This window comes from Streptomyces sp. NPDC101152 (genome assembly GCF_044768275.1).
Taxonomy (GTDB): Bacteria; Actinomycetota; Actinomycetes; order Streptomycetales; family Streptomycetaceae; genus Streptomyces.
The window spans coordinates 107,877-131,342 of sequence record NZ_JBIWPO010000010.1 but is presented as its reverse complement, the minus strand read 5'-3'; the positions used below and the strand labels follow the sequence as shown (position 1 = coordinate 131,342).

Annotated in this window: 21 protein-coding genes and 1 tRNA gene; 13 read left to right on the top strand and 9 right to left on the bottom strand. The window is 70.1% G+C overall.

Annotation, left to right across the window (positions count from 1 at the left end):
* Positions 1-29 precede the first annotated feature (29 nt).
* Positions 30-100, bottom strand: a tRNA-Gly gene (locus tag ACIRVK_RS16195).
* Positions 101-621: 521 nt separating this feature from the next.
* Here ACIRVK_RS16195 and dcd point away from each other — a divergent pair.
* Together dcd and ACIRVK_RS16185 are read left to right on the top strand one after the other, a co-directional pair.
* Entirely contained in the window at positions 622-1,197 is a 576-nt protein-coding gene (gene dcd / locus ACIRVK_RS16190; RefSeq protein ID WP_404247336.1) for a dCTP deaminase, read from the top strand.
* Positions 1,194-1,694, top strand: coding sequence for a phosphoribosyltransferase (locus ACIRVK_RS16185; protein ID WP_404247334.1), 501 nt, complete (start codon positions 1,194-1,196; stop codon positions 1,692-1,694). Before dcd ends, ACIRVK_RS16185 begins: the two co-directional genes overlap by 4 nt.
* Here the strand turns inward: ACIRVK_RS16185 and ACIRVK_RS16180 are convergent.
* Positions 1,691-2,419, bottom strand: a complete 729-nt coding sequence (locus tag ACIRVK_RS16180; protein ID WP_404247332.1) for a hypothetical protein — start codon at positions 2,417-2,419, stop codon at positions 1,691-1,693. The two genes, ACIRVK_RS16185 and ACIRVK_RS16180, sit on opposite strands and share 4 nt — an antisense overlap.
* Before the next feature lie 130 nt (positions 2,420-2,549).
* Between ACIRVK_RS16180 and ACIRVK_RS16175 the strand changes: the two genes are divergently transcribed.
* Positions 2,550-3,380 (top strand): alpha/beta fold hydrolase, encoded by an 831-nt coding sequence (locus tag ACIRVK_RS16175; RefSeq protein ID WP_404247330.1) that lies wholly within the window; start codon positions 2,550-2,552, stop codon positions 3,378-3,380.
* A 22-nt stretch (positions 3,381-3,402) separates the two neighbouring features.
* Here ACIRVK_RS16175 and ACIRVK_RS16170 read toward each other — a convergent pair whose 3' ends face one another.
* Positions 3,403-4,371, bottom strand: coding sequence for a Yip1 family protein (locus tag ACIRVK_RS16170; RefSeq protein WP_404247328.1), 969 nt, complete (start codon positions 4,369-4,371; stop codon positions 3,403-3,405).
* Between the two features lie 86 nt (positions 4,372-4,457).
* Complete coding sequence (locus tag ACIRVK_RS16165) at positions 4,458-5,939, bottom strand: FG-GAP and VCBS repeat-containing protein (RefSeq protein ID WP_404247326.1); 1,482 nt, start codon at positions 5,937-5,939, stop codon at positions 4,458-4,460.
* A gap of 219 nt (positions 5,940-6,158) precedes the next feature.
* Between ACIRVK_RS16165 and ACIRVK_RS16160 the strand changes: the two genes are divergently transcribed.
* The 3 genes from ACIRVK_RS16160 to ACIRVK_RS16150 all read left to right on the top strand — a co-directional run bounded on the left by ACIRVK_RS16160 (position 6,159) and on the right by ACIRVK_RS16150 (position 8,486).
* Complete coding sequence (locus ACIRVK_RS16160) at positions 6,159-6,596, top strand: VOC family protein (protein WP_404247324.1); 438 nt, start codon at positions 6,159-6,161, stop codon at positions 6,594-6,596.
* 97 nt (positions 6,597-6,693) lie between these two features.
* On the top strand, positions 6,694-8,109 hold the full coding sequence (locus ACIRVK_RS16155; RefSeq protein WP_404247322.1) for a hypothetical protein: 1,416 nt from the start codon (positions 6,694-6,696) through the stop codon (positions 8,107-8,109).
* A 47-nt stretch (positions 8,110-8,156) separates the two neighbouring features.
* Positions 8,157-8,486 (top strand): antibiotic biosynthesis monooxygenase family protein, encoded by a 330-nt coding sequence (locus ACIRVK_RS16150; RefSeq protein ID WP_404247320.1) that lies wholly within the window; start codon positions 8,157-8,159, stop codon positions 8,484-8,486.
* 61 nt (positions 8,487-8,547) lie between these two features.
* On the opposite strand, the gene ACIRVK_RS16145 is transcribed toward ACIRVK_RS16150, so the two are convergent.
* Positions 8,548-10,830: a (Fe-S)-binding protein gene (locus ACIRVK_RS16145; RefSeq protein WP_404247318.1), complete on the bottom strand. Its 2,283-nt coding sequence runs from the start codon at positions 10,828-10,830 to the stop codon at positions 8,548-8,550.
* Positions 10,831-11,045: 215 nt separating this feature from the next.
* Here ACIRVK_RS16145 and ACIRVK_RS16140 point away from each other — a divergent pair, with 215 nt between their 5' ends.
* From ACIRVK_RS16140 to ACIRVK_RS16115, 6 genes are all read left to right on the top strand, one after another.
* On the top strand, positions 11,046-12,065 hold the full coding sequence (locus tag ACIRVK_RS16140; protein WP_404247316.1) for an MraY family glycosyltransferase: 1,020 nt from the start codon (positions 11,046-11,048) through the stop codon (positions 12,063-12,065).
* A 94-nt stretch (positions 12,066-12,159) separates the two neighbouring features.
* On the top strand, positions 12,160-13,995 hold the full coding sequence (dnaK, locus tag ACIRVK_RS16135) for a molecular chaperone DnaK (protein ID WP_404247314.1): 1,836 nt from the start codon (positions 12,160-12,162) through the stop codon (positions 13,993-13,995).
* Positions 13,992-14,636 (top strand): nucleotide exchange factor GrpE, encoded by a 645-nt coding sequence (gene grpE, locus ACIRVK_RS16130; protein ID WP_404247312.1) that lies wholly within the window; start codon positions 13,992-13,994, stop codon positions 14,634-14,636. The genes dnaK and grpE overlap by 4 nt, the downstream gene beginning before the upstream one ends.
* A 42-nt stretch (positions 14,637-14,678) precedes the next feature.
* A complete protein-coding gene (gene dnaJ / locus ACIRVK_RS16125) occupies positions 14,679-15,860 on the top strand; it encodes a molecular chaperone DnaJ (RefSeq protein WP_404247310.1) in 1,182 nt (393 codons plus the stop codon).
* Between the two features lie 5 nt (positions 15,861-15,865).
* Positions 15,866-16,312 (top strand): heat shock protein transcriptional repressor HspR, encoded by a 447-nt coding sequence (locus ACIRVK_RS16120; RefSeq protein WP_404247616.1) that lies wholly within the window; start codon positions 15,866-15,868, stop codon positions 16,310-16,312.
* A gap of 360 nt (positions 16,313-16,672) precedes the next feature.
* Positions 16,673-17,779, top strand: coding sequence for a sugar ABC transporter substrate-binding protein (locus ACIRVK_RS16115; protein WP_404247308.1), 1,107 nt, complete (start codon positions 16,673-16,675; stop codon positions 17,777-17,779).
* A 4-nt stretch (positions 17,780-17,783) separates the two neighbouring features.
* Here the strand turns inward: ACIRVK_RS16115 and ACIRVK_RS16110 are convergent, their stop codons facing one another.
* Genes ACIRVK_RS16110 through ACIRVK_RS16100 form a run of 3 tightly spaced genes read right to left on the bottom strand, consistent with a single transcriptional unit; the run spans position 17,784 to position 21,102 of the window.
* Positions 17,784-18,626, bottom strand: coding sequence for a transglutaminase domain-containing protein (locus tag ACIRVK_RS16110; protein WP_404247306.1), 843 nt, complete (start codon positions 18,624-18,626; stop codon positions 17,784-17,786).
* Positions 18,627-18,628: 2 nt separating this feature from the next.
* Positions 18,629-19,561: an alpha-E domain-containing protein gene (locus tag ACIRVK_RS16105; protein WP_404247304.1), complete on the bottom strand. Its 933-nt coding sequence runs from the start codon at positions 19,559-19,561 to the stop codon at positions 18,629-18,631.
* Positions 19,558-21,102, bottom strand: coding sequence for a circularly permuted type 2 ATP-grasp protein (locus tag ACIRVK_RS16100; RefSeq protein ID WP_404247302.1), 1,545 nt, complete (start codon positions 21,100-21,102; stop codon positions 19,558-19,560). Before ACIRVK_RS16100 ends, ACIRVK_RS16105 begins: the two co-directional genes overlap by 4 nt.
* A 381-nt stretch (positions 21,103-21,483) precedes the next feature.
* Between ACIRVK_RS16100 and ACIRVK_RS16095 the strand changes: the two genes are divergently transcribed.
* Positions 21,484-22,524: a LuxR C-terminal-related transcriptional regulator gene (locus ACIRVK_RS16095; RefSeq protein WP_404247300.1), complete on the top strand. Its 1,041-nt coding sequence runs from the start codon at positions 21,484-21,486 to the stop codon at positions 22,522-22,524.
* Here ACIRVK_RS16095 and ACIRVK_RS16090 read toward each other — a convergent pair.
* Positions 22,475-23,461, bottom strand: coding sequence for a LuxR C-terminal-related transcriptional regulator (locus ACIRVK_RS16090; RefSeq protein ID WP_404247298.1), 987 nt, complete (start codon positions 23,459-23,461; stop codon positions 22,475-22,477). The genes ACIRVK_RS16095 and ACIRVK_RS16090 overlap by 50 nt on opposite strands.
* Positions 23,462-23,466 lie beyond the last annotated feature (5 nt).

Below are 23,466 nucleotides of genomic sequence, written 5' to 3'. Positions count from 1 at the left end.
CCAGGCCGCTGACCTGGGGCTTCAAGAAGAGCGGGTGACGAGAATCGAACTCGCGCTCTCAGCTTGGGAAGCTGATGTTCTACCATTAAACTACACCCGCGTAAGACGCCGACCGAGTCGGTGTCGGGACGCATCGTTACCCTACCTCATGCCAGGCCCCCGGCGCTGAAGCCGTGGGGCCTGAGTGTGTTTCGGGGGTGTGACGGGGCTGCGGGGGGCGGGAGTTGGGGCGTACGGTGGAGGGGTGGGAGAGGGTCCGGGCGTGGTCGGAGTGCCGCCTGGAGGGTCGTTCCGTTGATCCCGTAATGTGGCATTTGTCGTCCGGAGAGCAGCATCCGGACGCGGCTCTTGGGGAAGGGACTCATGGATTTGATGGAGCGCACCGTCGTCCGTTGTGCCGATGGGCACGTGTTCAGCACCGCTTCGTTCCCGATGCAGCAGGCCGAGCGGCTCGGCCCCGGCCGGCTGGTGAGGTGCCCACGCTGTGCCCGGCTCCGCAGTGTCGTGCCGGTCGATCTGGAGAAGCGGTAGCGCGCGGCGGTGACAGCTGAGGTGTGAGACGAGAGGCGTGTGGTGCGGCGCGATTGTGGGCCGTCCACGCGCCTTGCGTATCCTCGGGGCGTGCTTCTCTCAGACAAGGACATCCGGGCCGAGATCGACGCCGGGCGGGTGGTGATCGATCCCTACGACGAATCCATGGTGCAGCCGTCGAGTGTCGACGTACGGCTGGACCGGTACTTCCGGGTGTTCGAGAACCACAAGTACCCGCACATCGACCCCTCCATCGAGCAGGTGGACCTCACCCGGCTCGTGGAGCCCGAGGGCGACGAGCCGTTCATCCTGCACCCCGGCGAGTTCGTGCTCGCCTCGACGTACGAGGTCATCACGCTCCCGACCGACCTCGCCTCCCGACTGGAGGGCAAGAGCTCCCTCGGCCGGCTCGGGCTCGTCACCCACTCCACGGCCGGCTTCATCGACCCCGGCTTCTCCGGGCACGTGACCCTCGAGCTGTCCAACCTCGCCACGCTCCCCATCAAGCTGTGGCCGGGGATGAAGATCGGCCAGCTGTGCCTGTTCCGGCTCACCTCACCGGCCGAGTTCCCCTACGGCAGCGAGCGGTACGGCTCCCGGTACCAGGGGCAGCGCGGGCCCACCGCCTCCCGGTCGTACCTCAACTTCCACCGGACGCAGGTATGAGCGAGGTCCGCGAGAACCTCACGTACGAGGCCTTCGGGGTCGCCGTCCGGGAGCTCGCGCAGACCATCGTCGACGACGGGTACGAGCCGGACATCGTGCTGAGCATCGCCCGCGGCGGCGTCTTCGTGGCCGGCGGGCTCGCCTACGCCCTCGAGTGCAAGAACCTCCACCTGGTGAACGTCGAGTTCTACACGGGCGTGGGCACCACCCTCGAGATGCCCGTCATGCTCGCCCCCGTCCCCAACCTCATCGACTTCTCCGACAAGAGGGTCCTCGTCACCGACGACGTCGCCGACACCGGCAAGACGCTCAAGCTGGTCCGCGACTTCTGCCTCGACCACGTCGCCGAGGTCCGCTCGGCCGTCATCTACGAGAAGTCGCAGTCGCTGGTGAAGTGCGAGTACGTGTGGAAGCGCACCGATGACTGGATCAACTTCCCGTGGTCCGTTCTGCCTGCGGTGCGGAAGTCGGGGACCTCTGAGGAGCGCGGTTCCTAGCCGTAGGAAGGCGCCTTGTCGGCCGGTGTTTCGTCCGTCGGGGTTCCTCGGCGGCGTGGTCCTCGGGAGGTGAGGGCTTCGGCGAGGGGGCCGGCGATGCCGCTCGCCGCTACGAGGTAGCCGACGGTCAGGATCGCGGCGCACACCTTCAGGTCCACTCTGTCGGGTGCGCCCGGAGGCCGGCCGAACTGCGGGTCGGCCCGGTGCAGGGGGTCGACGGTGACCTGCACGGCGCTGTCGCGTTTCGGGTCGTAGCCGCTGACGGTGGTCGTCGTGCCGTCGGTGAGACGCACCGTTGCCACGACCTCCATGGTGCCGCCGTTGTCGCCCTGGACCTTCTCGTACTTGGTGACCACGCCTGCTTCCGTCACCCCGCGGTCGTGCAGGATCTGCTGGTCGACGTCCCCCCTGCCGGAGATGAGGGCCCCCAACCAGCCGAGGAGGACGACGACGATTCCGGCCCAGCAGACCACCGCGTTCCGTTTGCCGGTCCGGTCGGCCCAGCGGTGGTTGACGTAGAAGAGCAGGGGCATGAACCCACCGAAGGCCAGCAGTTGTGCCGCGGCGGTGAACAGGAGGACCAGGGTGTGGTGCCCCCCGCGCTGCTCGTCCAGCACGAACCGCAGCGACAGCAGCGAGATCCCCAACGGGACGGCTGCCAGCAGCGCGCACAACACCGTCCACAGCGCCGCCCGCGCCGCCCTCCGTACCAACGTGCCCCCCATCACGCCAGGGTGACCGACGCCCGGCACCTCCGCAAGATCCCCCACCTCGATCTCGTCGTCCGGGGGCGGCGTTCGCGGCCCGCGCGTACCGTGGGCCGGGTACGTCCGGACCGCCGAGCGGAGGACAGCCATGGGCACAGTCACCACCGATGACGGCACCACCCTCTTCTACAAGGACTGGGGGCCACGCGACGCCCGCGCGATCGTCTTCCACCACGGATGGCCGCTGAGCGCCGACGACTGGGACACCCAGATGCTGTTCTTCCTGGCGCACGGGTACCGCGTCATCGCCCACGACCGCCGCGGCCACGGACGCTCCAGTCAGACCGCCACCGGCCACGACATGGACACCTACGCAGCCGACGTCGCCGCCCTCACGGACGCGCTCGACCTGCGGGAGGCGTTCCACGTCGGCCACTCCACCGGCGGTGGGGAGGTCGCGCGCTACGTCGCCCGCGCCAAGCCCGGCCGCGTCGCGAAGGCGGTGCTGGTGGGCGCCGTACCGCCGGTCATGGTCAAGTCGCCGGCCAACCCGGGCGGCCTGCCCATCGAGGTCTTCGACGGCTTCCGCGAGGCTCTCGCCGCCAACCGCGCGCAGTTCTACCTCGACGTGCCCGCGGGGCCGTTCTACGGCTTCAACCGGCCCGGCGCCCAGGTGTCGCAGGGGCTGATCGACAACTGGTGGCGGCAGGGCATGATGGGCGCGGCCAACGCCCACTACGAGTGCGTCAAGGCGTTCTCCGAGACCGACTTCACCGAGGACCTCCGGCAGATCGACGTGCCGGTCCTCGTCGCGCACGGAACCGACGACCAGGTCGTCCCGTACGAGGACTCGGCGCCGCTGACGGTCAAGCTCCTGAAGAACGGCACGCTCAAGAGTTACGAGGGGCTGCCGCACGGGATGCTGTCGACCCACCCGGACGTCCTCAACCCCGACATCCTCGCCTTCCTGCAGGACTAGAAGCCCTGATCGGAAGCCCTGACTAGAACGTCCCCAGCTTCACGATCGACAGCAGGGCGATCAGCTGGATGGACGAGGCGCCCAGGGCCTTGGGCCAGGGCAGGTCGTGGGAGCGGGCGACCATCATGGTCAGCAGGCCGCCCGCCGCGATCCAGGTGGCCCAGCCGAGGAACTGGACGAAGGTCGCGTTGCCGCCGAAGAACATGGCGAAGACCAGGCGGGGGGCGTCCGTGACGGACATGATCAGCATGGAGAGGCCGACCGTGGGCTGCCAGGCGCCGTCACCGCCCAGCTGGCGGGCGAGGGTGTGGGTCACCACGCCCAGGACGAAGGCGGACAGGACCATCGCGACGGCCGTCGTCAGGACGATCGGCACGGCGTTGGAGAGCGTCGCGTGGATCGCGTCCGAACGGGCTCCGTCGAAGCCGAAGACGGCGAGCAGGCCGTAGAGGAAGGTGACGACGAGGGCGGGGCCCCACATCGTGTAGTCGCGCATCTGGAGGAAGGTCTGGTTGGGGGAGAGGACGATCCCCCTCAGCAGGTCCTTCCAGTGCAGGCGCGGGCCGATGGGACCGGCCGGGGCCGAGCCCGCGCGGTAGGTGCCGCCCTGGCTGTACGGGTCCTCGCCCACCGCGAACGCCTGGGTGTTGCCCGGGTTGTCGGCCGCGTAGGGGTCGGGGTTCCCCTGCGGGGCGTAGCCGCCGTCGCCGAAGTACTCCGGCTCCTCCCGGCCGCCGTAGCCGCCCCCGTATCCGCCGCCGTACTGCTGCTGCCCCTGGTAGGGCTGCGGCGCGGGCGGGTAGCCGTACGGCGGCCCCTGCGGCGCCTGCTGTCCCTGCGGGGGGTTTTGCGGTCGCGTGTGCGGAGCGCCGTTGTTCCTGCCGCCGCGTCCGATCCTGAATCCAGCCACGTCTTCGAACGTACCTGGTGCCGGAGAGCGGCGTGCCGGGCCCGGCGGTCCGGACCCGGCTTTGCTGCCGAGCTGTGACATCCCCTAAGGGGACGGCAAAGGCACCCCCTAGGGAGAGCCAAGCAGCCGCGTCGGCCGGCGAGTCCGCCGGCCGGCCTGGCGGTGCGTCAGTCCGCGAACAGGGCGCCGAACTGCGGTGTCCCCGTGGTGGAGACGCCGACCGCGCTCGCGGACAGGGCCCGGGAGCCGGTCGCGGTGATCTTACTGCCGTCGGAGGGCAGGTAGGTGACCGCGCCGTCGCCGCCGTTCTCGTACGAGCCCACCAGCAGGTCGGCCCGGCCGTCGCCGTTGACGTCGTCGAGCTTGACGTCGGCGCCGAAGAGGTCGCTCTTCTCGTCGTCGCCGGGGACGCCCGGCGTGCTCTGGGCGATGCCCTGCATGCCGGAGGAGGTGTTCAGACCGGACGCGGAGCCGTACAGGACGGTGACCGAGCCGGTGTTGGTGTTGGCGCCGAGGTCCTCGTTCGGGGAGCTGACGACGAGGTCCTGGTAGCCGTCGCCGTTGACGTCGCCGAGGTCGAGGTCCCAGCCGAAGCCGTCGCCCTTCTCGGAGGAGCCGGGGACGTTGCCGGTGTTCTGGGTGACGCCGGTGGTCGAGGCGGGCCCGGACGCGGAGCCGTAGGTGATGTTCACCTTGCCGCCGGTGGCGGAGTCCGGGATCGTCGCGCCGTCACCGGCCGTCGCGTCCCAGGAGGCGCCGCTGACGATGTCGCCGTAGCCGTCGCCGTTGATGTCGCCGATGCCGGTGACGACGCCGGTCTTGAGGGTCTTGGCGCCGGCGACGGTGAGGCCGTTCGCGGAGCCGGGGATCCAGTAGTTGGTGTTCCAGCCGCGGGAGGTTCGGGTCTCGTAGCCGTCGACGATCAGGTCGGTGCGGCCGTCGCCGTTGACGTCACCGGCGGTCAGGTGCAGCGGGCCGTACGGGAAGTCGTCGGTGCCCGACTGGATCGGCGGCTTGATGGTGTAGCGGCCGCCGGGGGTGCCGGCGTTGCTGAAGCCGCCCTTGTAGACGTAGACGACGTTGGAGGAGCTGCCGACGGCCAGGTCGGCCTTGCCGTCGCCGTCGAAGTCGCCGGCGGCCAGATTCTTGCCCCAGAAGTCGTGCGAGGAGGGGGCCGGGTCCGGGACGTCGATGCTCTTGCCGGTGAGGCCGCTCCTGGAGCCCAGCAGGATGGCGAGGGAGCCGGCGTTGACGTCGGTGCCGAGCTTCTCGTTCGGGGAGGAGACGGCGAGGTCGTCGTAGCCGTCGCCGTTGAAGTCGGCGTACACCAGGTCCGCGCCGAACTCGTCGCCGGCCTCGGCGGTGCCCGGGACGCCGGGCGTGTTCTGGCTGATGGTGGAGCGCTTGGCGGAGGAGATGCCGGTGACGCTGCCGTAGAGGGCGACGATCTGGCCCGCGTTCTTCTGGCCGCCGACGGAGGCGGTCGCCGCCGAGGTGGCGATGTCGCCGATGCCGTCGCCGTTGAAGTCGGCCTGCTTGACGCGGACGGAGTCGGCGGCGGACGCGGTGGCGGCGGTGAACGTGAGCAGCCCGCCCGTCAGCGCGACGGCGGTGGCCGTCGCGAGGGCGAGGCGGAGTGGCTGGTGCATGCGGTTTCTCCTGCGGCAGTCGGGGGTGCCGGACGGCCGCCCCCGGTCGATGGGACGGTGCCGGGAGCTCGCGCGGGTACGGCTGGGCAAGAAGGGCTCCAAGGGGCGCGGGTGACTCCTGCATCGTGGTGTCGCGCAGGGGAGACCTCCGATGGACCGTAAGGGTTGTACAAGAGTTCGGTGAGCGTCGCTGTCTGCCGAAGGCGGCACAGTGGAGACATGGAGGACAACGACGCCCCGGACGCACGGAGGCTCCTGGCCGCAGGAAGGGTCGCCACCCGGCTGCCCGCACAGGACCTCGACCGTGCCCGGCGCTTCTATGCCGAGGTGCTCGGCCTGGAGCCCGTGGACGAGCGGCCCGGCGGTCTGCTGTACCGGTGCGGCGGCGTGGACTTCGTCCTCTTCCGGTCGACCGGCGCCTCGCCCGGCACCTTCACGCAGATGGCCTGGGAGGTGTCGGACATCGAGGCGGTCGTCGCCGAACTCAGGCGCCGGGGCGTGGAGTTCGAGGACGTGGACGTGCCGGGACTGCGGACCGTGGACGGCATCGCCGAGGTCGAGGGCCACTACCCCAGCAAGGGCTACCGGGGCGAGCGCGGCGCCTGGTTCCACGACAGCGAGGGCAACCTGCTGGGCATCGGCGAGCCGGTCGTGTGACAGGAATAGGCGTGGGCGTTTGTCGTACCAGTGATCTAAGGTCGCACCGGTTCCGTTCACCGAACCCACGCAAACCCCTTCCCACATAAGGACGTTGATGAGACGTAACTCCCTCACCGGCTTAACCGCGGTGTTCGCCTCTGCTGCCGGTCTGGCCGCATCGCTGCTGGTCGCGGGTCCGGCCGTCGCCACTTCCAGCCAGCCGGTGATCACGCTGGACGCGCCGGCTCCGGCGGCCCTGCCGGCCGCTCCCGCCACGGCGGGCGTGTCCTTCGAGTTCCACACCAAGACCAAGAACCTCCAGGCGTACGACGCCACGCTGACCGTGGACGCCCGGGGTCTGTCGAAGATCGCCAAGGTGACGTTCTCGAGCAACTGCACCGCCCATGGCCTGGTGGCCACGTGTGGGGAGATGTTCGAGTCCGGCTCCGATCCGAAGAACGGACTCGGGTCCGAGACCCAGCTGACCCTGACCGCGCTCCGAGGCAGCCGGCTGGGCGCCACGGGAACGTACAAGATCACCGGCCGGTCCGCGCACGCGCAGATCGTGGGCGGCACGGGATCGGTCACCGTGGGAGGGCCGTCCTTCGGCCTGAACCGCCTCGCCGATCACACCGATCTGAAGGTCGGCAGCAACCTCACGGAGCCGGTCCAGTTCAGCAACGTCGGCAACCGTCCCGCCCGCGGTGTGCAGACCGTCCTGGCGGTCTCACCCGGCCTGGACTTCGTCGACCACTACTCCAACTGCCAGTACGGGTCCGACGGCGTCGTCCACCTCGCCAGGTGCTACCCCAAGGGCGCCATCGACATCGCGGAGACGGCCGCCCTGTCCGCCCCGGTGCGCCTGCACGTGAACTCCACCGCCCTGTTCACCTACCTCGACGTCCTCACCGCGCCTCTCGGCCAGCCAGGTTGGCCGGACGGCCCGGGCATGAAGTGGACGTGGGGCAAGAAGACCGCGCCCGCGCTCAAACTGAGGGTGATCAAGGCAGGCCGGCACTCCTCGGTCCCGGCGGGATCCGTCTCCCTGCCGCAGGACGGCACCGTCACGGACTACGGGATCGCGTCCCTCAAGGCCCGCAACACGGCCGACTTCGCGGTCTCCGGCGCGAGTGCTCAAGCGGGTGCGGGCAAGACCGCGACCCTCCGCTTCCACCTGGCCGCCAACGGTCCGGCGACCCTGTACGACCGCAGCGGTGGTGACGGAGTGCCCACCGCCTGGGTGACGCTCCCGCCCGGCACCACCGTCGTCGGCCATTCGGCCGACTGCGATCCGTGGCAGGAGGACAATCCGACCGCCGCGGCCAAGGGACCCTACGTCTGTCACCTGCCGGGCTACCTCGTGCCCAGGGGACAGGTCGCCGACTTCTCCCTGACCCTGCGGGTCGACGACGTGATCACCCACGCCGCGGGCAGCGTCCAGCTGAACTGGGGCCCGGATCCGGCCCACTCCCACCGGCCCGCCTTCGATCCGAACGGCCGCAACGACTCCGCCGCCCTCACCATCAACTGAGCCGGCCGCTCACGCCCTTCTCATCGCCCCTGCGGCAGGATGAACCCATGAGCGTAGTCAAGATCAACGTACTGACCGTTCCCGCTGAGCAGCGGGAGATCCTGGAGAAGCGGTTCGCCTCGCGGGCCCATGCTGTGGAGAGCTCCGACGGGTTCGAGTGGTTCGAGCTGCTGCGGCCGGTCGAGGGGACCGAGCAGTATCTCGTGTACACGCGTTGGCGGGACGAGGAGGCGTTTCAGGCCTGGATGGAAGGGCCGATGAAGTCCGCCCACCAGGGGGGTGGTGAGGGTGGCGGCGAGCGGCCGAAGCCCGCGGCGTCCGGGTCCACCCTCTGGTCGTTCGACGTGGTGCAGCAGGCGGGGCCGAAGGGGGCCTAGCAGCGCTTACGACGGCGCCCCCTGGCTCGTGGGAGACAGGGGGCGCCGCGCTGCGTACGGGCTACTTCACCGGCTCCGGTTCCGGGGCGCTCTCCGACTTCTCCTCGCCCGCCGGGTCGGTCGGGGTCTTGACGGAGTCGAGGAGCAGCTGTGCTACGTCCACCACCTGGATGGATTCCTTCGCCTTGCCGTCGTTCTTCTTGCCGTTCACCGAGTCCGTGAGCATGACCAGGCAGAACGGGCAGGCCGTCGAGACGATGTCGGGGTTGAGGGAGAGGGCCTCGTCGACGCGCTCGTTGTTGATGCGCTTGCCGATCCGTTCCTCCATCCACATCCGTGCGCCGCCCGCGCCGCAGCAGAAGCCGCGCTCCTTGTGGCGGTGCATCTCCTCGTTGCGCAGGCCCGGGACGCCCGCGATGATCTCGCGCGGGGGCGTGTAGATCTTGTTGTGGCGGCCCAGGTAGCAGGGGTCGTGGTAGGTGATGATGCCCTCGACCGGGGTGACCGGGACCAGCTTGCCCTCGTCGACCAGGTGCTGCAGCAGCTGGGTGTGGTGGATGACCTCGTAGTCGCCGCCGAGCTGCGGGTACTCGTTGCCGATCGTGTTGAGGCAGTGCGGGCAGGTGGCGACGATCTTCTTCGCCGACTTCGGCTTGGCGGACTCCGGGACCACCTTGCCGTCGTCGTCCAGCTCCTCGCCGAACGCCATGTTCAGCGCCATGACGTTCTCCATGCCGAGCTCCTGGAACAGGGGCTCGTTGCCGAGGCGGCGCGCGGAGTCACCGGTGCACTTCTCGTCGCCGCCCATGATCGCGAACTTCACGCCGGCGATGTGGAGGAGTTCGGCGAACGCCTTCGTGGTCTTCTTGGCGCGGTCCTCGAGGGAGCCCGCGCAGCCGACCCAGTACAGGTACTCGACCTCGGTGAGGTCCTCGATGTCCTGGCCGACGACCGGGACCTCGAAGTCGACCTCCTTGAGCCACTCCAGGCGCTGCTTCTTGGCCAGGCCCCAGGGGTTGCCCTTCTTCTCCAGGTTCTTGAGCATCGTGCCCGCCTCGGAGGGGAAGGCCGACTCGATCATGACCTGGTAGCGGCGCATGTCGACGATGTGGTCGATGTGCTCGATGTCGACGGGGCACTGCTCGACGCAGGCGCCGCAGGTCGTGCAGGACCACAGGACGTCCGGGTCGATGACGCCGTTCTCCTCGGCGGTGCCGATCAGCGGGCGCTCGGCCTCCGCGAGGGCGGCGGCCGGCACACCGGCGAGCTGCTCCTCGGAGGCCTTCTCCTCGCCCTCCATGGACTTGCCGCCGCCCGCGAGCAGGTAGGGCGCCTTGGCGTGCGCGTGGTCGCGCAGGGACATGATCAGGAGCTTGGGGGACAGGGGCTTGCCCGTGTTCCAGGCGGGGCACTGCGACTGGCAGCGGCCGCACTCGGTGCAGGTGGAGAAGTCGAGCAGGCCCTTCCAGGAGAACTGCTCGACCTGGGAGACGCCGAAGACGTCGTCGTCGCCGGGGTCGGTGAAGTCGATCGGCTTGCCGCCCGAGGTCATCGGCAGCAGGGCGCCGAGCGAGGTCTCGCCGGTGGCGTTGCGCTTGAACCAGATGTTCGGGAAGGCGAGGAAGCGGTGCCAGGCCACGCCCATGTCGGTCTTCAGGGCGACGACGATCATCCAGATGAACGAGGTCGCGATCTTCAGGCCGGCGAAGAAGTAGGTGAGGTTCTGCAGCGTGGAGACGTCCATGCCCGCGAGCCAGTGGACCACCGGGTAGGAGATGAAGAACGAGGTCTCGTAGCCGCTCACGTGGTGCTGGGCGCCTTCGAGGGCGTGCAGCATGAAGATGCAGACGCCGACGACGAGGATGACCGTCTCGACGAAGTAGGCCTGGCCGAAGTTGGAGCCGGCGAACCGGGACTTGCGGCCCGGCCGGCGCGGGTGGCTCAGCTGCCGGATGCCGATCAGGACCAGGATGCCGAGCACGGTCATCGTGCCGATGAACTCGACGAAGACGTTGTACGGGGTCCAGTCGCCGAGGACCGGCAGGAGCCAGTCGGCCTGGAAGAGCTGACCGATGGCGTTGACGATCGTCAGCAGCAGGGTGAAGAAGCCCACCGCCACGAACCAGTGCGCCACGCCGACGACGCCCCAGCGGTTCATCCGGGTGTGGCCGAGGAACTCCCTGGCCACCGTGACGGTGCGCTGGACGGGCTCGTCGGTACGGGTACCGGCGGGCACGTTCTGGCCGAGCCGCATGAAGGTGTAGATCTGCAGGATGGCGCGCGCGAACAGGGCGACGCCAACCACGATCAGGACCAGCGACACGATGATCGCGGCGAGTTGCATTTCGGGGCTCCTCGGGCCTGCGAGGGTTTCTTCGAGGGAATCCTCGACATTACTAAGCGGTAACTTATGCAGTCCGTCTGAGACTACCCACATTCTCCGCCGCACTGTAGTCAGGGGTGCGGTGATCTGCGTCGCTGAGGGTGACCTCAAAGGTCCGGGACGATCCGATCGTGTTATTCGTACCAAATTGCTACATTCGCCCCTAACTTAGACCCGTGCTCTACGGGATCGCCGCCGCAACCTCAGCCCTTCTGCTCGCCGCCGTGCTCAGCGCGCTGCTGCGGGTGCCCGCCCTGCGCCTCGGGGTCGTCGACCGCCGACGCCAGCGGCCGTTGCCGCTGTTCGGCGGGGTCGCCGTGGTGACCGCCAGTTGTGCCGTCGCGGTCGGCGGGGACTGGGCGGGGGTGACGCGGCTCGGCGACGGGGTCGGCCGGCTGCTCGTCGCGGGAGGCGCCGTCGCCCTGCTCGGGCTGGTCGCCGACGTGCGGCGGGTGAAGGCCCGGGTGCTGGTCGTCGGTACGGCCGTGGCGGCGGCCTCGGTGGTGCCGTACGAGGAGACCGGGCTCGGGGCGGGGCTGCTCGCCGTCGGCTGGATCGTCTTCGTCACCCTCGCCTTCCGGGCGCTCGACCATGCCGACGCGCTCGCCGGGACCGTGGGGGTCGTCACCGCCTTCGGGGTGGGGGCCTGCGCGGCGGCCGAGGTGATGGACGGGCTCGCGGTGCTGCTGAGCGTGCTCGCGGCCGCGCTGACCGGGTTCCTGATGCACAACTGGCATCCCGCGCGCGTGGGGCTCGGTGCGTGCGGCTCGCTGTTCACGGGGTTCGTGCTGGCCGCCTCCGCCGTGTTCACGCGGGCCGGGTACGGGCTCGCCTCCAGCGCGGGCGTGCTGTTCAGCCTCACCGCCGTCGCGGGCGCCGACGTCCTCCTGGTGGTGCTGGGGCGGCGGCTGACCGGGCGGCCGCTGCTGCGGCGCGGGCCCGACCATCTCGCGCACCGGCTGCGGCGGACCGGGCTGACCCCGCCGGGGGCGACGGTGCTGCTCGGTCTCGGGGCGTTCGTGGGGGTACTCGTCGGGGTGCTCGTGCACCTGGGATGGGTCGCGCGGTCCGGGGTGTTCTGGGTGGCGGGCGGGGCGCTCGTGCTGGTTCTCTCACTCCTTCGTGTCCCCGATTATCCCCCTAGGGGTTCGGTATCGACGCAGGTCAGAGGCCAGTTGCGTGTAAGGAACGGATAAGACTTGAGTCGTGGCGACTCAGGTCTGTTGACCCATCGGCGGGCGTCGTGCACACTTGAGTCCGTTCCACTCAAGTCAGCTGGAGGAATCAACCATGGCACGTGCGGTCGGCATCGACCTGGGCACGACTAACTCCGTCGTCAGCGTTCTGGAGGGCGGCGAGCCCACCGTCATCACCAACGCCGAGGGCGCCAGGACCACGCCGTCCGTCGTCGCCTTCGCCAAGAACGGTGAGGTGCTCGTCGGAGAGGTGGCCAAGCGTCAGGCGGTCACCAACGTGGACCGGACCATCCGCTCCGTGAAGCGCCACATGGGCACGGACTGGAAGATCCAGCTGGACGGGAAGGACTTCAACCCGCAGCAGATCTCCGCCTTCATCCTGCAGAAGCTGAAGCGCGACGCCGAGTCCTACCTGGGCGAGAAGGTCACGGACGCGGTCATCACCGTCCCCGCCTACTTCAACGACTCCGAGCGCCAGGCGACCAAGGAGGCCGGCGAGATCGCCGGTCTGAACGTCCTGCGCATCGTGAACGAGCCGACCGCGGCCGCGCTCGCGTACGGCCTCGACAAGGACGACCAGACGATCCTCGTCTTCGACCTCGGTGGCGGTACGTTCGACGTCTCGCTGCTGGAGATCGGCGACGGCGTGGTCGAGGTGAAGGCCACCAACGGTGACAACCACCTCGGTGGTGACGACTGGGACCAGCGCATCGTCGACTACCTGGTCAAGCAGTTCGCCGGCGGTCACGGCGTGGACCTCGGCAAGGACAAGATGGCCCTGCAGCGTCTGCGTGAGGCCGCCGAGAAGGCCAAGATCGAGCTGTCCTCGTCCACCGAGACCTCGATCAACCTGCCCTACATCACGGCCTCCGCCGAGGGCCCGCTGCACCTGGACGAGAAGCTCACCCGCGCCCAGTTCCAGCAGCTGACCGCGGACCTGCTGGAGCGCTGCAAGACGCCGTTCCACAACGTCATCAAGGACGCCGGCATCTCGATCAACGAGATCGACCACGTCGTCCTGGTCGGTGGCTCCACCCGTATGCCCGCCGTCGCCGAGCTCGTCAAGGAGCTGACCGGCGGCAAGGAGGCGAACAAGGGCGTGAACCCGGACGAGGTCGTCGCCATCGGCGCCTCGCTCCAGGCCGGTGTCCTCAAGGGTGAGGTCAAGGACGTCCTGCTCCTCGACGTGACCCCGCTGTCCCTCGGCATCGAGACCAAGGGCGGCATCATGACCAAGCTCATCGAGCGGAACACGACGATCCCGACCAAGCGGTCCGAGATCTTCACCACCGCCGAGGACAACCAGCCCTCCGTGCAGATCCAGGTCTACCAGGGCGAGCGCGAGATCGCGGCGTACAACAAGAAGCTCGGCATGTTCGAGCTGACCGGTCTGCCGCCGGCGCCCCGCGGCGTCCCGCAGATCGAGGTGTCCTTCGACATCGACGCCAACGGCATCATGCACGTGACCGCGAAGGACCTGGGCACGGGCAAGGAGCAGAAGATGACCGTCACCGGCGGCTCCTCGCTGCCGAAGGACGAGGTCGACCGCATGCGCCAGGAGGCCGAGCAGTACGCGGAGGAGGACCACCGCCGCCGCGAGGCCGCCGAGACCCGCAACCAGGGCGAGCAGCTCGTCTACCAGACGGAGAAGTTCCTCAAGGACAACGAGGACAAGGTCCCCGGCGAGATCAAGACCGAGGTCGAGGCGTCCATCGAGGAGCTGAAGGCCGCGCTCAAGGGCGAGGACACCGCCGAGATCCGCACCGCCACGGAGAAGGTCGCGGCCGTCTCGCAGAAGCTCGGCCAGGCCATGTACGCCGACGCCCAGGCCGCCGGTGGCGCGTCCGCCGACGCCGAGGCCCCGAAGGCCGACGACGACGTGGTCGACGCCGAGATCGTGGACGACGAGCGCAAGGACGGTGCCGCGTGACGGAGGAGACCCCGGGCTTCGAGGAGAAGCCCGACGTCCCCTCCGGCGCCACCTCTGACGACGCCGAGCCGAAGGCCGCCTCCGAGGGGGCGGCCCCGGCCGGGGACGCAGCGCAGATCGCCGGTCTGACGGCCCAGCTGGACCAGGTGCGCAAGGCGCTCGAGGAGCGCACCGCGGACCTCCAGCGGCTGCAGGCCGAGTTCCAGAACTACCGCCGCCGTGTGGAGCGGGACCGGATCACGGTCAAGGAGATCGCCATCGCGAACCTCCTGACCGAACTCCTGCCCGTGCTCGACGACATCGGCCGCGCGCGGGAACACGGCGAACTCGTCGGCGGGTTCAAGTCCGTCGCGGAGTCGCTGGAGACCGTCGCGGCGAAGATGGGCCTGCAGCAGTTCGGCAAAGAGGGCGAGCCCTTCGACCCGACGATCCACGAGGCCCTGATGCACTCCTACGCGCCGGACGTCACCGAGACGACCTGCGTGGCGATCCTGCAGCCCGGGTATCGCATCGGCGAACGCACCATCCGCCCCGCGCGGGTGGCGGTCGCCGAACCGCAGCCGGGCGCGCAGCCGGTCAAGGCCGAGGAGAGTTCCGAGGCGGCCGAGGAGAAGAAGGACAACGGCCCTGAGGAGGGCTGACGTAGACACCGAGCGGAACACCGGAAAGGGGGTACGTCGGGGATGAGTACGAAGGACTTCATCGAGAAGGACTACTACAAGGTCCTCGGCGTCCCCAAGGACGCCACCGAGGCCGAGATCAAGAAGGCGTACCGCAAGCTCGCCCGCGAGTACCACCCGGACGCGAACAAGGGCAACGCCAAGGCCGAGGAGCGCTTCAAGGAGATCTCCGAGGCGAACGACGTCCTCGGCGACCCCAAGAAGCGCAAGGAGTACGACGAGGCCCGCACCCTCTTCGGCAACGGCGGTTTCCGTCCGGGGCCGGGCGCGGGCGGCGGCTCCTTCAACTTCGACCTGGGCGACCTCTTCGGAGGCGGCGCGCAGGGCGGGGGCTCCGGGGCCGGCGGCTTCGGCGGCGGACTCGGAGACGTCTTCGGGGGCCTCTTCAACCGCGGCGGCACGGGCACGACCCGTACCCAGCCGCGGCGCGGCCAGGACATCGACACCGAGGTCAGTCTCAGCTTCACCGAGGCGATCGAGGGGGCGACGGTCCCGCTGCGCATGTCCTCGCAGGCACCGTGCAAGGCCTGTTCGGGCACCGGCGACGCGAACGGCAACCCGCGGGTGTGCCCGACGTGCGTCGGCACCGGCCAGGTCGCCCGGGGCTCCGGCGGCGGGTTCTCCCTCACCGACCCCTGCCCGGACTGCAAGGGCCGCGGCCTGATCGCGGAGAACCCCTGCGAGGTCTGCAAGGGCTCCGGGCGCGCCAAGTCCTCGCGCACCATGCAGGTCCGCATCCCGGCCGGGGTGTCCGACGGGCAGCGCATCCGGCTGCGCGGCAAGGGCGCGCCGGGCGAACGGGGCGGCCCCGCGGGCGACCTGTACGTCACGGTGCACGTCTCCGCGCACCCCGTCTTCGGCCGCAAGGGCGACAACCTCACGGTGACCGTCCCGGTGACGTTCGCGGAGGCGGCGCTCGGCGGCGAGGTCAGGGTCCCCACCCTGGGCGGACCGCCGGTCACCCTGAAGGTGCCGCCGGGCACGCCCAACGGCCGTACGATGCGCGCCCGGGGCAAGGGCGCGGTCCGTAAGGACGGCACCCGCGGGGACCTGTTGGTCACCGTCGAGGTGAGTGTCCCGAAGGACGTGACGGGGAAGGCTCGTGACGCGCTCGAGGCGTATCGCGAGGCGACCGTGGGCGAGGACCCACGGGCGGAGCTGTTCCAGGCCGCGAAGGGAGCATGACAGAGATGGACGGCCGTCGTCGCAACCCGTACGAACTGACCGAGGAGACCCCGGTCTACGTCATCTCGGTGGCGGCCCAGCTCTCCGGTCTGCACCCGCAGACACTGCGTCAGTACGACCGTCTGGGCCTGGTCTCGCCCGACCGGACCCCCGGCCGGGGCCGGCGCTACTCGGCCCGTGACATCGAACTGCTGCGTCAGGTGCAGCAGTTGTCGCAGGACGAGGGCATCAACCTGGCCGGCATCAAGCGCATCATCGAACTGGAGAACCAGGTCGCCGCGCTCCAGCAGCGCGTGGCCGAGCTCCAGGCGGCGGTGGACGGCGCGGCGGCGGCGATGCGCCAGCGCGAGGCGGCGGTGCACGCCTCCTACCGGCGCGACCTGGTGCCGTACCAGGAGGTGCAGCAGACGAGCGCGTTGGTGGTCTGGCGGCCCAAGCGACCGCAGGACTGACCCGCGGGCGACGGACGGCACGGGCGACAGGGGCCCGGAGGTTCACGGCGAACCTCCGGGCCCCTCGCCGTGTCCGGCGCGTGGGCCGGCGTACGTCTGGCCGGGTTCGTTCGATCGCATGGTCGGTTCCGCACCGGTGTTCGGGGATGACATGATCGGGAACCGTGGGGAATCTGAACGGTCCGTAAAGGCCCTTTGGAGGGGGTTGTGCCACATCTTCACACCACAAGCGGAGCGTGGCGTTGCGCACTCGTTAAGTGGTTCCGCTTGACGCCCGGGGGCGGGGCCGCGTTGTCTTTTCAGACATCTCCCCAAAGGCACCCGAAGGCATCAGAAGTGAGCAGCCCAGTGAGCAGTTCCATGCGTCGTATCGCCATAACCGTGGCAGCGCCCACGCTGACCCTCTCGCTGGCGGGCTGCGGCGTGCTGGGGATCTCGGGGAGCAGCTCCTCGGCGGCCCCGACCAAGGGCAACGACATGACCGTGGGCGTCCTGATGCCGGACCTCATCAACACCCGGTACAGCAACTTCGACTACCCGATCATGAAGAAGAAGATCCTGGAGCTCACGAAGAACCAGGGCAAGGTCGACTACGCCAACGCCGGGTCGTCCGCCCCGAAGCAGGCGCAGCAGATGCAGAAGATGATCGACGACAAGGTCGACATCATCGTGCTCGACTCCGTCGACTCGCACGCCATCGCCGGCGAGGTGCAGAAGGCCAAGGACGCCGGCATCCCGGTCATCGCCTACGACCGCCTCGCCGAGGGCCCGATCGCCGCCTACGTCTCCTTCGACAACGAGCTGGTGGGCGAGGTGCAGGCCCGTACGCTGCTGGACGCGCTGGGCCCGAACGCCGACACCTCCACCAAGGTCGTCATGATCAACGGCTCGCCGACGGACCCGAACGCCAAGCAGTTCAAGGCGGGTGCCATGTCCGAGCTCAACGGCAAGGTGACGGTCGCGCGGTCCTACGACACCAAGGACTGGAACCCGAAGATCGCCCAGAAGGAGACGACCCAGGCGGTCGACGCGATGGGCAAGGACAACATCGCGGCGGTCTACTCCGCCAACGACGCGATGGCGGGCGGGATCGTCAAGGCCCTCAAGGCGGCCGGCGTCACCAAGATGCCGCCGATCACCGGCCAGGACGCGGACCTCGACGCGGTGCAGCGCATCCTCTCCGGCGAGCAGTACATGACCGTCTACAAGCCCTACCCGGACGAGGCCGACGCCGCCGCCCAGATGGCCGTGTTCAAGGTGCAGGGCAAGGACATCCAGTTCGACGCCCTCACCGCGGACAGCGTGGACAGCCCCACCAACAAGGGCATCCCCGCCCAACTGGTCACCGTGAGCGCCCTGACCGCGAAGACCATCAAGTCGACGGTCGTCGCGGACGGCATCTACACGGTCTCCGACATCTGCACCGGCGCCTACAAGTCGAAGTGCTCGGCGGTCGGCCTGAAGTGACGCTTCACGCCACCCGCGTGAACTCCACCGACACCTCGGGCGGTCCGCCCGCGACTCCCCGGTAGACGCCCTTGTGCGGGGTCACGTCGTCGTAGTCGCGGCCGCGGGCCACCACGACGTGGGACTCGTCGGCGCGGACGCGGTTGGTGGGGTCGTAGCCGCACCAGTCGCCCGCCCAGTACTCGATCCAGGCGTGGCTCTGGCCGGCGACGGGCCGGTGCAGTTCGGCCTCGCGTTCGGGGTGCAGGTAGCCGGAGACGTAGCGGGTGGGCAGGCCGACGCCGCGCAGCAGGGCGATCGTGAGGTGCGTGATGTCCTGGCAGACGCCCGCGCCCTGCTCCCAGGCCTCGACGGGCGAGGTGTTCACGCTGGTGGCGCCGGGGAGGTAGGAGACCCGGTCGGCGACCAGCGCGGAGACCGCGAGCGCCGTCTCGTGCGGGTCCAGGCCGGCGGCGGCCTTCCGCGCCTTCTTCACCAGCCGGGGCGGGACGGTCGTACGGCCCGTCGGGCCGGCGAACTCCAGCAGCCGGGAGTGCGCCGTGCGTTCGGCGATGTCCGGCCAGCCGGGCGCGGCCGGCAGCGGGCTCGGCGGGGACGTCTCGACCAGGCTGGAGGCCGTGATGGTGAGGTTCCCGTGCGGGTCCATCAGGTCGAAGCCGGTGACCTGGGTGCCCCAGTAGTCCCAGTACGACCAGGTGGGCGTCGTCGGGTTGACGGTGACCCGGGCGTCCAGGGTGGTCTGGCCGGGCAGCGTCAGCGGGGTCATGCGGACCTCGTTGTGCGAGGAGGCCGCGGGCTGGGCGTAGGAGACGCGGGTGGTGTGCTTGATGCGGAGCCGGCGGGTCATGCTCACGCTCCTTCCTGGGCCCACTCGACGGGCCCCTGGTAGGGGAAGAACCGCTCGGCCACCGCGTCCGCGGACGCCATGCAGGCCTGCTGCAGGTCCCGCAGCAGGGTGGGCAATTGGTCCTCGAGGGCTTGCGAGTCCAGGTACTCAAGGCGGGTGCGCAGCCGGCCGATCGGACGGCGCGCAGGGTCCTGGCGGGGCCGCCCGAGGGCGGTGAGGCAGTCCTCCGCCGTGGTCAGCGCGTGCAGCGCCGAGCGCGGGAACTCCCGGTCCAGGAGCAGGAACTCGGCCACCCGCGGGGTGTCGCCGAAACCGCCGTACACGCGCGCGTACGCCTCGTCGGCGCCGGACGCGCTCAGCAGCGTCGGCCAGTCGGGCGCGTGCGCGGCGTCCAGCACCCGCACGGACAGCAGCCGTACGGTCATGTCCACCCGCTCCAGGCTCCGGCCCAGGACGACGAACCGCCAGCTGTCGTCCCGGCTCATGGTGGAGTCGGCCAGGCCGAAGAAGAGGGCGGCCCGGCTGCGGACCAGCTCCAGATAGGCGTACGGGCCCGTGCGGCGCGCCGCCAGCCGCTGGTCGGCCAGGGCGTGCCAGGTGGAGTTCAGGCACTCCCACATCTCCGAGGAGACGGCCTCCCGGGCGCTTCTCGCGTTGAGCCGGGCCGCGCCCAGCGCGCCCTCGATGGAGCCCGTGGAGCGGGCGTCGAAGGCCAGCTGGTCCAGCACCTGCTGCATGTCCACGCGGTCGCCGTCCGCGGCCATGCCGAGGATCGCGTACAGCGACCGGCAGGCCGCGTCCTCGTCGCGCCAGGGGTCCTCCAGCATGCGGTGCAGATAGGCGTCGAGGATGCGGCCGGTGGCGTCGGCCCGCTCGACGTAACGGCCGGTCCAGGTCAGGGACTCGGCTATCCGGGAGAGGATCACGTCGTTCACTGCTGCTGCGCCCCTTCCTGTACGACCGCGCGGGTGCCGTCGGGTCCGAGCCGGCGCGGGGCGACGGCCGGGATCGTGGTGTCCGGCTCGGGTGCCGGCTGCTCGGCCGGGCCTTCGGCGAGCACCCAGGTGTCCTTGGAGCCGCCGCCCTGGCTGGAGTTGACGATCAGGTTGCCCTCCTGCAGGGCGACCCGGGTGAGCCCGCCGGGCAGCACCCAGACCTCGCTGCCGTCGTTCACGGCGAACGGGCGCAGGTCGATGTGGCGCGGCGCCATGCGCTCGCCCGCGAGGGTGGGTGAGGTGGAAAGGGCGACCGGCCGCTGGGCGATGAAGCCGCGCGGGTCGGCGGCGACTGCTTTGCGAGTGCGTTCGAGAGTGGCCTTGTCGGCCTTCGGTCCGATGACGATCCCCTGACCGCCGGCCCCGTCGACCGGCTTGATCACCAACTGGTCGATCTGGTCGAGCACCGCCTCCAACTGGCCCGGCTCGTCGGGCCGGTAGGACTCGACATTCGGCAGAACCGGTTCTTCGGAGAGGTAGTAGCGGATCAGGTCCGGCACGTATGTGTACAGCAGCTTGTCGTCGGCGATCCCGTTGCCCACGGCGTTCGCGAGTGTGACGTTGCCCGCCATCGCGGCGCCCATGACCCCGGGGCAGCCGATCACCGAGTCGGGCCGGAAGTGCAGCGGGTCCAGGAAGTCGTCGTCCAGGCGCCGGTATACGACATGGACCGGCACCTCCCCGCGCGTCGTGCGCATCCACACCCGGTTGTTGCGGCACACCAGGTCGTGCCCCTCGACCAGCTGCACGCCCATCAGCCGTGCCAGCAGGGCGTGTTCGAAGTAGGCGGCGTTGCTGGGCCCGGGCGTCAGCACCACCACCCTCGGATCGTCGACCCCGTCGGGAGCGGCGGCGCGCAGGGCGGCGAGCAGCCGGCCGCAGTACCCGTCGACCGGCAGCACGTGCTGCTCGGCGAAGAGGGAGGGGAAGATCCGGGTCATGGCCCTGCGGTTCTCGATGACGTACGACACCCCGCTGGGCACCCGCACGTTGTCCTCCAGCACCCGGAAGTCCCCGGCCTCGTCCCGCACCAGGTCGATTCCGGCCACGTGGATGCGCACCCCGCCCGGCGGTTCGACCCCCTGCGCGGCCCGGTGGAAGTGCGGGGAGTTGAGCAGCAGCCGCCAGGGCACGACACCGTCCTCGAAGGCCCGGCAGTGCCCGTAGGCGTCGGCGAGATAGGCCTCCAGCGCCCTGACCCGCTGACTCACCCCCCTGTGTACGAGATCCCACTCGAGGGCGTCGAGGATCCTGGGCACGAGGTCCAGCGGCCAGGGCCGCTCCTCGCCCGCGAAGGCGTACGTCACGCCCCTGTCGGTGAACGCCCGGGCCATCTGGTCGGCCCGGAAGCGCAGTTCACTCGGTTCGATCGGCTGGAGTGCGGCCAGCACCGGCTCGTAGGCGGTCCTGACCTCACCCGGCCGCTCGAACATCTCGTCCCACGCGTCGGCCAACGCGTACGCGTCAAATATGTCCGCCATGAGGGGACGTTAGAGGCGGTACGTAACGCGACGATCACTGAGGCGTTTCCGGCAGCTTGCGCGGAAGGACACCCTCCGGGGTGGCGGGTCCTGGGGCCCTTCTGACGGATCTCCGGGGCGTCGCGACCCCCGGCACGCACTCCCTCACTCTCGGCTGCGCGCGAGCGGGGGCCCCACGACGCCGCTCCTTTCTCCGCGGAGATCCGTCAGAAGGACCCCAGCCCCCTCAGCTTGTTGCGACCCGACGGACGGTGGGGCGGAAATACCCGGGCGTACAGGGAGTTTTCGGCGCCCGGGTTGGCGGGAGCCGTGTTGCGGAGCCGGGAGTGTCCGCGCATAGTTGCGCTGCGGAAGACGCCGGGACCGGGGGTGGAATGGGTGATGGCCGGGCACGGGACGGACGAGCATCCACACGGTGCTGACCGACTGTGCGAGGCCGGGGATCGTGTGTATTCCCGGGCCGTACGGCGGGGCCGCGTACCGCGCTGTGACGCCGAGTCGGTGCCCTGTCTGCTGGAGCTGGCCCTGCTGCACCCCGACCCCGACGACATGGGCTGGCTGGTGCCGACGTCCCCGCAGGAGGTCATGACGCGGCTGCTGCGCGGCGTCCACGACGAGGTCAGCGCGAGCCAGCGGCGGGTGGGCTCGGCGGTGGCCGCCGTCGAGTGGTACGCGGGGCTGGGGCCGGCGATGCAGGCCAACTCGGCCGAGGGAACGGCGATCCGGGTCCTGGACGGGCTCTCCCGTATCCAGGCGGCCATGGACGAGGCGACCCAGGCGTGCACCACCGAGGTGCTCACCGTGCAGCCCGGCGGCATCCGCCCCGAGCACGAACTGACCGAGGGCCTGCACCGGGCGCTCGAACTGCGCACCCGGGGCGTCAGGATGCGCGACCTGTACACGCACGTGGCCCGCCACGGGCAGGGTCTGCTCAACTACCTGGAGCTGATGGGCAACACGGTCCAGGCACGCACCCTCGACGAGGTCATCGACCGGCTGATCCTCTTCGACCGCACGGTCGCCTTCATCCCCGCCAACGCGGATCGCACCCTCGCCCTGGAACTGCGCCACCCGGCCCTGGTCGGCTACCTGGTGACGGTCTTCGAACGCCTGTGGCGCCTGGGCATCCCGCTCACCGCCCCGCTCCCGGACACCGGCATCGAGGGCATCTCGCACCGCGAGCAGTCCATCGCCGCGCTGCTGGCGGAGGGCCACCAGGACGCGGTGATCGCGGAGCGGCTCGGCATCAGCGTCCGCACCTGCAGGGCGCACATCGCCCGCCTGTCGGAGACGCTCGGCGCGGCGAGCCGTACCCAACTCGGGGTGCGGATCGCGCAGGTGGGGCTCGACGGTCCGCGTCGACCGGCGGAGGTCACTCCTGCCGTGAACCTTCCCGGTCAAGGATCCCCGACCGTGCGATGAGATAGCCGAGCTGGGCGCGGCTCTCGCTGCCCAACGTCGCAGCGAGCTTGGCGATGTGAACGCGGGCGGTGCGGACGTTCATGCCGAGCCTCTCCGCGATCACCGCGTCGGTGTGGCCCTCCACGAGGAGGGTGGCGACGGCGCGCTGGCGGGGGGTGATGCCCTCCGGGGCGGGTTCGGGGACGGCCCGGGGGTGCATCGGGGTCGCCAGGTGCCAGAGCCGGTCGAAGGTGACGGCGAAGTGGCCGATGAGGACCGGGTGGCGGATCTCCAGGGCGAGCGTGCGCGCCTTGTTCGCGGGGACGAAGGCGACCGCGTGGTCGATCACCACGAGGCGCTCGGGGACCTGGTCGAGGGTGCGGGCCTCGGCGTCGCCGCGCAGTTGCTCGTAACGGGCCGTCACGGCGGGGGAGTGGCGCTGGGTGTGCTGGTACAGGGTGCGGATCCGGCCGCCGCGGTCGAGGAACGCCTGGTCGCGCTCCAGGCTCCTGGCGAGGCGCCCGGCGGGGTTGCGGCCGTCGTAGGGCTGGATGGCGAGCAGTTCGCGGGAGGCGTCCGCCATGGCCGCGGTGATGGCCTCGTTGATGCGGTCGACTCCGGCGAGGAAGGCGAGGGTCGGCGGATCGGCCGGCGTGGTGCCGCCGCCGGTTCGCAGCAGCGGCTCGAACGTCTCGGTCAGCCGCCGCTCGCGCCGGCGCTCGTCGGCGACGCGGTCCGCCGAGTCGCTCAGCAGGCGGTGCAGGGCCACGGCGGGGGCGACGGGCTCCAGCCGGCCGGGGTCGGTCGCGGCGGGGCGCAGCAGGCCGAAGTCGACGAGACAGGGCGCCGCCTCGGCCTCCGTACCGCTCACCTGCCCCTCGCGCAGGGCACGGCCGTACAGCTCCCGGCCCGGCTCGCACAACTCCTCCGGGCCGTGCCGGTGCGCCGGTGCCGTCACGAGGG

Bases quoted from the DNA above. Each gene is read 5' to 3' on its own strand.
- ACIRVK_RS16185 (WP_404247334.1), top strand. From the start codon at position 1,194: ATGAGCGAGGTCCGCGAGAACCTCACGTACGAGGCCTTCGGGGTCGCC.
- ACIRVK_RS16180 (WP_404247332.1), bottom strand. From the start codon at position 2,419: ATGGGGGGCACGTTGGTACGGAGGGCGGCGCGGGCGGCGCTGTGGACG.
- ACIRVK_RS16175 (WP_404247330.1), top strand. From the start codon at position 2,550: ATGGGCACAGTCACCACCGATGACGGCACCACCCTCTTCTACAAGGAC.
- ACIRVK_RS16170 (WP_404247328.1), bottom strand. From the start codon at position 4,371: ATGTCACAGCTCGGCAGCAAAGCCGGGTCCGGACCGCCGGGCCCGGCA.
- ACIRVK_RS16165 (WP_404247326.1), bottom strand. From the start codon at position 5,939: ATGCACCAGCCACTCCGCCTCGCCCTCGCGACGGCCACCGCCGTCGCG.
- ACIRVK_RS16160 (WP_404247324.1), top strand. From the start codon at position 6,159: ATGGAGGACAACGACGCCCCGGACGCACGGAGGCTCCTGGCCGCAGGA.
- ACIRVK_RS16155 (WP_404247322.1), top strand. From the start codon at position 6,694: ATGAGACGTAACTCCCTCACCGGCTTAACCGCGGTGTTCGCCTCTGCT.
- ACIRVK_RS16150 (WP_404247320.1), top strand. From the start codon at position 8,157: ATGAGCGTAGTCAAGATCAACGTACTGACCGTTCCCGCTGAGCAGCGG.
- ACIRVK_RS16145 (WP_404247318.1), bottom strand. From the start codon at position 10,830: ATGCAACTCGCCGCGATCATCGTGTCGCTGGTCCTGATCGTGGTTGGC.
- dnaK (WP_404247314.1), top strand. From the start codon at position 12,160: ATGGCACGTGCGGTCGGCATCGACCTGGGCACGACTAACTCCGTCGTC.
- dnaJ (WP_404247310.1), top strand. From the start codon at position 14,679: ATGAGTACGAAGGACTTCATCGAGAAGGACTACTACAAGGTCCTCGGC.
- ACIRVK_RS16120 (WP_404247616.1), top strand. From the start codon at position 15,866: ATGGACGGCCGTCGTCGCAACCCGTACGAACTGACCGAGGAGACCCCG.
- ACIRVK_RS16115 (WP_404247308.1), top strand. From the start codon at position 16,673: ATGCGTCGTATCGCCATAACCGTGGCAGCGCCCACGCTGACCCTCTCG.
- ACIRVK_RS16110 (WP_404247306.1), bottom strand. From the start codon at position 18,626: ATGACCCGCCGGCTCCGCATCAAGCACACCACCCGCGTCTCCTACGCC.
- ACIRVK_RS16100 (WP_404247302.1), bottom strand. From the start codon at position 21,102: ATGGCGGACATATTTGACGCGTACGCGTTGGCCGACGCGTGGGACGAG.
- ACIRVK_RS16095 (WP_404247300.1), top strand. From the start codon at position 21,484: ATGGCCGGGCACGGGACGGACGAGCATCCACACGGTGCTGACCGACTG.